The organism is Rudaea sp. (assembly GCF_036383415.1).
GTDB lineage: Bacteria > Pseudomonadota > Gammaproteobacteria > Xanthomonadales > Rhodanobacteraceae > Rudaea.
This window is the reverse complement of the sequence record NZ_DASVOK010000323.1, coordinates 1-8,821: the sequence shown is the minus strand read 5'-3', so window position 1 is coordinate 8,821 and position 8,821 is coordinate 1. Positions and strand designations below refer to the sequence as shown.

Sequence of the window (8,821 nt, the reverse complement as noted above, 5' to 3'; positions counted from 1 at the left end):
CCGGGATTCGGCCACGGCGCGGCGAGGCGCGCTTCGGTGCGGCGCGCGAGCGGCAGGAACTGCAGGCTGCCGGTGCCAGCGAGGATCAGGCTCAACTCGAAGCGATGTGCTTCGTCGTCCTTGGTCGCTTTCAGCCAACCGGACAGATCGATCGGCAGCGCGATCGCACGCAGCGCGCCGCTGCCGTTGGCGGGGCCGAACGCGTACTCGCCGTCATCGATCTTCAGCGCCGAGATGCGGCGGATGCCGCGCACGTCGGCCAGCGGCAGGCGCAGCTCAGCGCGATCGAACAGATATGTGGTTTCACGGGTCTCGTCGGGCGCGCTCCTGCGTCCTTCGAGCGCGTGCAGATCGCGGGCGAGGAACTGCCCGGATATTTTCAATTCGCCCGTGTACACCGGCGTCGAGTAGATGCCGTAGCTGCGTACCTCCGTTGCCATCGTGCCGTCGATGTCGAGCCGGTCGGCGAGCAGGATCTCGGTGCTGTCCTGCGTGATCCAGCCGTTCGACGTCTGCACGCGCACACGCTTGGGGATCGCGAGCACCGGGCCGCCGACGTTTTGCGCCGCACCCCAGCGCTGCGCGATGTCGGCCAGCGCCTGCGCGCGCAGTCCGCTGCGTTCGCCGATCAGGCTCTGCACCTGGGCGAGCGGAATCAGCATCAGCAGCGCGAGAAACCCGATGCCGAGCACCTTGAACGTGATCGATTGCGGAAAATTCAACGCCATGGTCCGTCTCCATAGAATCCCGAACGTCATCACAACCCGCGCAACAAGCAATAGAATGAACCGGTCCGGGCAATTTGCGGTCGGACGCTGACCGCAATCTGACCGACCGAATTCACAGGGGGTATTTCCGATGTCGTTGATGTCAGCGAGCGCGTTGCAGACGCGCGATGAACTGGCGCTCCGCTTCCGCGATGCGCAGCCTTTCCGCCACGTCGTGGTGGACGACTTTTTCGACCCGGCGTTCTGCCAAAGCATTCTCGACGAATTCCCGCGCTTCGAGGACCGCTTCGCACTCAACGAGATGGGCGAGGTCGGTGGCAAGGCCGTGCGCATGGGCGTGCGCGAGCTGTCGCCGACCTACCGCGAACTCGATGCTTTTTTGCAGACGTCGGAATTTCTCGGCTACGTGTCGAAGGTCACCGGCATTCCCGACCTGCTCTACGACGCGGACTACATCGGCGGCGGCACGCACGAAAACCGCGACGGCCAGAATCTCGCCACACATGTCGACTTCAACTACCACCCGCGCACGAACACGCATCGGCGGCTTAACCTGATCGTCTACCTCAACCACGAATGGGAGCAAACCTGGGGCGGCGCGCTTGAGTTGCATTCGGATCCGTGGAACGCCGCGGCAAACCACAAGTTGTCGGTTCTTCCGCTGTTCAATCGCGCGGTGATCTTCGAGACGAATGAGGTGTCATGGCATGGCTTCGAGGAGATCCGCCTGCCCGCAGATAGAAAAACAATCTCACGCAAGTCGTTCGCAATATACCTGTACACGAAGGAACGCCCGCCGGCGGAAACCGCGCCGGCGCATGCTACCGTCTACGTTCCCGACGGCATGCCGCGGGATTGGAATGCGGGACGTGTGCTCGACGATGCTGACATCAATCTGCTGCGCGCGCGCTTCATCCATCTGCGTGGGCAACTGAAGTATCTGTACGAGCGTGAAAAGCACGACAGCGGTCAGATCGACATACTCAAGCGCGCCCTGGACGAGGCGCGCGTGGCTTGGCGCCTGCCGATGCAGGGCTATGTGACGCAGGACGCATCACCGCAAGGCATGTGGGACGACGGCTGGGTTTCATCGCAGTTGCAGCTGTCGCTCGTGCCGCAACGGATGCTCACTGCTCTCGAAATCGAATTGACTGCGCCCGCCCAGCTGGCCCGCGATCAGGTGCTGACGATCGACGTCGATGGCCGGCGCTGGGAACATCATATCGCACGCGGTTCGCACTCGACGCTGGTCTTGAAGCTCAAGCGCGCCGCCGGAACCCGGGTCGCGCTGCGCATCGATGCGGCAGCGCATTTCGTGCCGGCCGAACGTGGCGAATCCGGTGACAATCGCGAACTCGCCTGGATGCTGCGCGAGGCACGTGTGATGCATTGATCGCATGTGCGGGAATCTTGCGAGCGTGCAATGAATCGACCCGCTAAATGGGCTGCAATGTATTGCTGAGGTAACCGCGCTGCAGTTCTTCCATCACCGCGCCGTCGATTGTGAAGGAGTGATCGTCGATCGAGGCGATCTGTCGCACCGGCACGCCGGCATTGGTGAAGAACGCGGCGCGGAATTCGCCGATTTCCGCAAGTTGGATCGCGCGTGTGACGCTGCGCATGCGTGCACGCGCGAGACCCGCCTTGAGCAATTGCATGGAAACGCCGTCAAGCTGGGGCGCGTCGGGCCAGACGATGCCGCCGTCGCGGTCGACGAAACCGATGCTCCAAATCGAGCCTTCGCTGATGCGGCCGTCCGCGTCGACGAACAATGCATCGTCGTAACCCGCCTGGCGGGCGAGGCGGCGATGCTGGAACAGTGCGAACGTGCCGACGTGCTTGATCGTTGGCAGATCCCGTGCATAGAGGAACGACTTCACCCGCAGTGGCGAGAGCACCTGACTCGATGCGGGCGCGACGATCACGAGCACATCGGCTGCGACCGGCTGATCGAGGCGCTCGCGGTCGAGCGCGCGCGCGAAGACGTTGATGCGCACCGACAATTCGCGCGCCTCGCCGGCGACCGCGTGGCACAGGTATGCGCGTACGCGTTCGCGATCGAGTTCGCTGCCGAATAGCTCGCGCGTCGCGTGCTGTAGGCGATCGAGATGCAAGTCGAGGCCGCGTGCCATTCCGCTTTTCACGCGAAACGCGGTGAAGTGACCGTAGTTGGTCTGCACGAGGTGGCGCAGGTCATCCACACTTGCCGGCTCGCCGTTCAATTCGATGCGTGGAAACGTCGCGGAGCTCACGCGGGAACCGTCGCGACGTCGAAAAACCGCTGCACGTCGCCCAGCTCGCGCGTCAGCGGCATCGGCGGAAGGCTGCGCAGGAACAGCTTGCCGTAGGCCTTGGTCGTCAGGCGCGGATCGCAGAGCATGAGCACGCCGCGGTCGGCGACATCGCGGATCAACCGCCCCGCCCCTTGCTTGAGCGCAATCACCGCGGCCGGCACCTGCCAGTCGAAGAAAGGATTGGCGCCGTTCTCGCGCAACGCATTGAGGCGTGCGACTAGGACCGGATCATCCGGTGCGGCGAACGGCAGCTTGTCGATGATCACGCAGCTCAGCGCTTCGCCGGCGACATCGACGCCCTCCCAGAAACTCGCCGCGCCGAGCAACACGCCGTTGCCCGACTCGCGGAACTCGGTGAGCAGCTGGTGGCGCGGCGCCGTGCCCTGGATGAAAAGCGGAAACGTGGAATTGGCGAGCAGTTCCGCCGCGCGGCGCAGCGCGCGATGCGAGGTGAACAGCAGGAACGTGCGTCCGCGCGCCGCATCGAGCACGGGTCGTGCGGCGGCGATCACGCGATCGGTGTAGTCGGATGCATTCGGATCGGGCAGCCCTTTCGGTACGTAGGCTAGGGCCTGGCGCGCATAGTCGAACGGGCTGTCGAGGCTCAGGCGCACCGGGTCATCGAGGCCGAGCTGACGCGAAAAATGCTGGAAATCGCCAGCGACCGACAGTGTCGCCGAAGTGAAGATCCAGCTCGCGTGCGAGGCTTCGCGCAGCGTGCGCATCGGCGGCGCCAGGTCGAGCGGCGTCGCGTGGAACGAGAAGCCTTGCTGGAACAGCTCGTACCAGTGCACCGCGTCGTGTGCGGCGCCGTCGAGCACCGCATGCAGACGCTGGCAGATACCTTCGGCGCGCTGCTGCAACGAATCCATCCCGCGTGAACGTTCCGCATGCGGCGCCAGCACTTCGGCGAGTTTCCTCAGCACGTCTTCGAGATCATGCAGCTCGCTCTGCGCGATGCTGTCGTTCTCGATCAGCGCGAACGCGCCTTTCACCGGTAGCTTGTCGAGCGCGAGACGCGTGCGGCGCAGCGCGGGCGCGATCGCCTCGATCGGTTCCTTCAAGGTGGCAAGTGCGCCGGCGACCGAAGCGCATTCGGCCAGCGCGTCCTGGGCGAGTTCGGTGATCTGGCGCGAGGTGATGCTCGTGGAAAAGAACACGCCGGCCAGTTCGGGAATCTGGTGCGCTTCGTCGAGGATGAAAGCCTGCGCGCCCGGAAGAATCTCGCCGAAACCTTCCTGCTTGATCGCGAGATCGGCGAACAAAAGATGATGGTTGACGACGACGAGGTCGGCCTCCTGCGCCGCACGCCGCGCCTTGACCACGAAGCAGTCGCCGAACATCGGACACTCGGCGCCGAGGCAGTTCTCCGCGGTCGAGGTCACGCGCGGCCACAGCGGCGAATCCTCGGGCACCTCGGCAAACTCGCCACGGTCGCCCGAGCCCGTGCGCTTGGCCCAGGCACGGATCGCCTGCAGATGCGCGACCTGTTCGCGCGAAGTCAGCCGCCCGTCGCGCGCGACCTGGTCGGTACGGTACAGGCAAAGGTAATTTGCCCGCCCCTTGAGCAAACTGGTCTTCAACCGCGCCCCGATCGTCGCGCGCACACGCGGCAGGTCGCGATGGAACAACTGGTCCTGCAGCGTCTTTGTTCCGGTGGACACGATGACCCGCTTGCCCGAGCGCAACGCGGGCACGAGATAGGCGAAGGTCTTGCCCGTGCCGGTGCCGGCCTCCGCAATCAGCGTCTCGCGCTCGGCGATCGCCTCCTCGACCGCTTCGGCCATGACCTGCTGCGACTCGCGCGGCGCGAAGTTCGGCACTTCATGCGCGAATGGGCCATCGGGGCCGAGCAGTTCGCGCGCGGATTGGCTATTGACCATCATGCCGTCGCGCTCCGCTCTTGCCCATCATTCAAGAATCGAGCAAATTTGTGTTCGTGCCCTCGATTTAGAAACAAGAGCTTCCACTCGCCTTCGGCGAGCGGGTTACTTTTTTGCTCTTGCCTCGGCTTCTGCGCGCAGGAGCGCGCTGCCTTAGCTTCTCCGGGTCCCCATTGCATTGCGGCGGCAGCGGACGAAGAGGCCCCGCAGGGGTGCGCGCGATGGATCGCGCGCATTCCGTTGCCAGCACACGGATGTGCTGTCAACGGAACCCGGCCGCTGACGCGAACCCGGCGCGCAGGATGCGCGCCGGGCGCAATGCTCTGGGGCGTGTTTCTTTTGGTGACTTTTCTTCGCACGAGCAAAGAAAAGTTACCCGCTCGCCTGAAAGGCGAGTGGAAGCTTTTGCTCCAAAAACAATCGAAGGCAAAAGCTGGATTCCAGCTAGTGCTGGAATGACGGGCGGAAGCCAAGCGCAGCGCCGACGTGTTAATAACGCGCCGGCGCCGCTTGCTTGCACGCCGTAACCTGCGCCCGTGCCTGTTCGGCGCCGGCAGCGTCACCGAGCGCACTGCGCGTCTCGATCAGGGTCTGCTGATTGCGCGCGCAGATCGCGCCGACCTTGGGACCGGCGTCGAACGCCTTTTGCGCGACCTCTCCGGCCTGGCGCCATTCACGCAGCTGGATCAGCAATTCCGCCTCGAACTGCAGGACTTCCGGCGTCGCGCCGCCGATTTTTTCGGCCTTGCGCACCGACTCGAGCGCCTGTGCCGGCTGCGCCTGCGCCTCGAGGTCGCGCGCCTGTTTGAGCAGTCCGTCGACCGCGGGATCGCGCAGCGGCTTCACCTCGACCGCGGATTCGAGCTTGGCGCCGGCGGCACGGATTGCGGTGACCGCAGCGACAGGATCGCGGTCGGGCTTGGCCGCAGCCTTGGCTGGCGGTGCGGGCTGGGAGCAGGCGGCAAGCAGCGCACTGCAAATGGCGGCGGCAATCGCAATTTGGAAAAATTTCATTTGTATACCCTGAAGCGGAATTCGATCCGGCGGCTGCCCGATAGTTTACGGGTTTCCGCTGAAAATCGATCGTATTTCCTGCATCATGCAATGATCGGTCTCGGTCGGCGCGAAGCCGGCCATGAACGGCAGCTGGCGCGCGCCGGTGCATTGCGCGTCGGTGCGCTGGCCGGACTGCGGATTGACCGTGACCATTTCGATGCCGTCCATCGGCACGTCCAGCGGCGCGCTCGGCAGCTTCTTGAACAGCGCGACCCACGCGGCGACGCCGCCGCTCCAGCTCCACAGGCCGGTGACCTTGTTGTCGTCGCGGCCGACCCAGACGACAGCGAGATGCGAGCCGGTGAAGCCGGCGAACCAGGCGTCGCGCTGCGAGTCGCTGGTCCCGGTCTTGCCCGCAGCATGCAGATTGCCAAGGCCCTGGTCGGAAATCGCATGTGCGGTACCGTGTTCGGCCACATCCTGCATCGCGAACGTGACCAGGCGCGCCGGCTGGATGTAGTTGCCCGCGCCTGGCTTGACGCCGTAGCGTGCGAGCGCCTTGCCCTGCGCATCGACCACGCCGCGCAGCGCGCGCAGCGGCAGCGCGTGACCGTCGGCGGCGAAATACTGGTAGAGCTGCGCGACCTGGAACGGCGACAGGTCGACGGCGCCGAGCAGCAACGAAGGGTTCGGATTGATTTCGGCGTCGAGGCCGAACGATTCGAGCAGCCCGCGGATCTTCGGCAGGCCGAGCGCCATGCCGAGATGCACAGTCGCGAGGTTGTAGGAATGCGCAAGCACGTCGATCATCGGCACATTGCCGTGGCTTTCGTGGTCGTCGTTCTGCGGCGTCCAGCGCGAGCCGTTCGGCATCGCCATGTCCACCGGCGAATCGTCGAGCAGCGTCGCCAGCGAATACTTGTCCGGCTGCGCGAGCGCGACGAGATTGACGAACGGCTTGACCAGCGAGCCGATCGGCCGGCGCGCATCGAGCGCGCGGTTGAAGCCGGGATCAGCCGGATCGCGCGCGCCGATCAGCGCCTGCACTTCGCCGTCGCGCGCACCGGTGACGATCATCGCGCCCTGCGTCTCGGCCTGCTTCTTGCCGAGGCCATCGAGCGTCTTGGTCAACGCCTGCTCGGCCAGCGCCTGCGTCGACGGCGCGAGCGTGGTGTAGACGACGAGGCCGGCGCGCTGCAGCTGCGCGTCGGGATAGTCGCGCGTCAGTTGCGCGCGCACGAGATCGAGGAAGGCCGGATAGCGATTGCGCGGCAAGCCCGGCGTATCGGCCACGCCGAGCGGCGTCGCGCGTGCGGACTTGAGCGTGTCGGCATCGATCAGGCCGGTCTCGAACAGCGAATTGAGCACGACGTTGCGCCGGGTCAGCGCCTGCTCCGGATTGCGCCGCGGATCGTACAGGCTCGGCCCCTTGACCATGCCGACGAGCAGCGCAATCTCGGCCGGCTTGAGGTCTTTCGCGTCGCGGCCGAAGTAGAACTCCGCCGCGGCGGCGAAGCCATGTACGGCCTGTCCGCCCTGCTGGCCGAGGAAGACCTCGTTGCAATAGGTTTCGAGGATGCGGTGCTTGTCGTAACGCGCTTCGATCAGCAGCGCGATGATCGCCTCGTTGAACTTGCGCGAGAAGTTGCGGCCGTTGTCAAGAAACAGGTTCTTGACCAACTGCTGGGTCAAGGTGCTGCCGCCCTGCACGGCGTGGCCGGCGAACAGGTTGGCGAGCATCGCGCGCGCGATCGCGAACGTGTTGATGCCGTGATGATGCTTGAACTCGCGATCCTCGATCGCCTGCAGGCCGGCGACGAGCAGCGGCGGCAGCTGTTCGAGCTTGACCACGCGCCGCTCTTCCTGCTCGGCGCCGTAGAGCGTGGCGATGCGCGCGGGATCGAGGCGCGCATAGTCGAGTGACGCGCCCGAATCCGCATCGCTGACGCTGGCGACCGCGTTCGCCGACAGCGTGACCGCGACGCGGCGCTGCTTCTGCGCGCCCTGCGCGTCGACGAAGGCGCGACGCGCGATGACGAACTTCGCGCCGTTGCGTGCGTACGTGCCGGGCGCCTTCGCCGCCCCGGCGAAGGCATTCGGACCCGTCCCCGCCGCATCGGCCTCGTAACGTGCTGCATCGAGTTCGAGCAGCAGCGCATCGGCCGACATCGGCAAACCGGCGCGCAATTCGAGCGGACGCGCGTAGACGCGGCTCGGCACGTCCCAGGAGAAATCGTCGAAGCGGCTGCGCAGCTGCGCATCAAGGTTGCGCACGTACAGCGGCAGGAAGCCGAGCGCGAAGCCGAGGGCCAGCCAGAACGGCACGCGCAGGAAGCGCCAAACGATGCCCAGGGTTTGGAACAGGCCGGAGAGAAAAGACAATGCGCGCTTCAGGCTCGGTGAAAGTAGGCAAAAGTCTACCCGATCCGCCTGAACGCCGAGCCTGCGCAATGACTTTGCGCGCCGCATCCGCGATAATTTCGGCGTTTTGCCACAATTGGCCACGGATTCCGCAGATGCATCCTGTTTTCTGTTCATTGGATCGCCGCACGACCGCGCCTGCCACTTCGAATACGCAACGGACTTTGCTTTGACCCAATCGACTTCCACGAACCGACTGCGCCTGTGCGTGTTCGGTACGCAGGCCGCGGACGCAGACTGGCTTGCGCGCGTGCGCGCGGAGGCGGCCGGCGCCGATGTCACGCTCGACGACGCTTCCAACGATGCCAACGCAGCGCTGCGCGCCGCCGCGCGTGCGTGGCCGGGCGACGACCTGATCCTGCTGTACGCGAACACCTCGTTGCCGCCGCACTGGTTCGCGCGCCTGACGCACGCACTTGCCGCGGACGACGTGCTCGTCGCCTCGCCGCTCGACAATCTCGACGCCGCGCGCTCGCCGCTGGCGACCGGCGGGCGCAGC

General features: G+C 65.4%; 7 protein-coding genes. 2 read left to right on the top strand and 5 right to left on the bottom strand.

What is annotated here, in order from left to right; translation table 11 throughout:
• The coding region (locus tag VF497_RS12295) for an inner membrane CreD family protein (RefSeq protein WP_330889101.1) at positions 1-728 on the bottom strand (728 nt) is incomplete at its 3' end.
• A gap of 130 nt (positions 729-858) precedes the next feature.
• Between VF497_RS12295 and VF497_RS12290 the strand changes: the two genes are divergently transcribed.
• Positions 859-2,121, top strand: a complete 1,263-nt coding sequence (locus VF497_RS12290; protein ID WP_330889099.1) for a 2OG-Fe(II) oxygenase — start codon at positions 859-861, stop codon at positions 2,119-2,121.
• 43 nt (positions 2,122-2,164) lie between these two features.
• On the opposite strand, the gene VF497_RS12285 is transcribed toward VF497_RS12290, so the two are convergent.
• The 4 genes from VF497_RS12285 to mrcB form a co-directional block, all read right to left on the bottom strand.
• Entirely contained in the window at positions 2,165-2,980 is an 816-nt protein-coding gene (locus tag VF497_RS12285) for an aminotransferase class IV family protein (RefSeq protein WP_330889097.1), read from the bottom strand.
• Positions 2,977-4,908, bottom strand: a complete 1,932-nt coding sequence (locus VF497_RS12280; RefSeq protein WP_330889095.1) for an ATP-dependent DNA helicase — start codon at positions 4,906-4,908, stop codon at positions 2,977-2,979. The genes VF497_RS12285 and VF497_RS12280 overlap by 4 nt, the downstream gene beginning before the upstream one ends.
• A 486-nt stretch (positions 4,909-5,394) precedes the next feature.
• Positions 5,395-5,919, bottom strand: a complete 525-nt coding sequence (locus VF497_RS12275) for a tetratricopeptide repeat protein (RefSeq protein WP_330889093.1) — start codon at positions 5,917-5,919, stop codon at positions 5,395-5,397.
• A gap of 45 nt (positions 5,920-5,964) precedes the next feature.
• Positions 5,965-8,283: a penicillin-binding protein 1B gene (gene mrcB, locus VF497_RS12270; protein WP_330889092.1), complete on the bottom strand. Its 2,319-nt coding sequence runs from the start codon at positions 8,281-8,283 to the stop codon at positions 5,965-5,967.
• Positions 8,284-8,491: 208 nt separating this feature from the next.
• Here mrcB and VF497_RS12265 point away from each other — a divergent pair.
• A partial coding sequence (locus VF497_RS12265) for a hypothetical protein (RefSeq protein WP_330889090.1) occupies positions 8,492-8,821 on the top strand: 330 nt, incomplete at its 3' end.

Coding starts and splice junctions, on each gene's coding strand:
- VF497_RS12280 (WP_330889095.1), bottom strand. CDS start 4,908: ATGATGGTCAATAGCCAATCCGCGCGCGAACTGCTCGGCCCCGATGGC.
- VF497_RS12290 (WP_330889099.1), top strand. CDS start 859: ATGTCGTTGATGTCAGCGAGCGCGTTGCAGACGCGCGATGAACTGGCG.
- VF497_RS12275 (WP_330889093.1), bottom strand. CDS start 5,919: ATGAAATTTTTCCAAATTGCGATTGCCGCCGCCATTTGCAGTGCGCTG.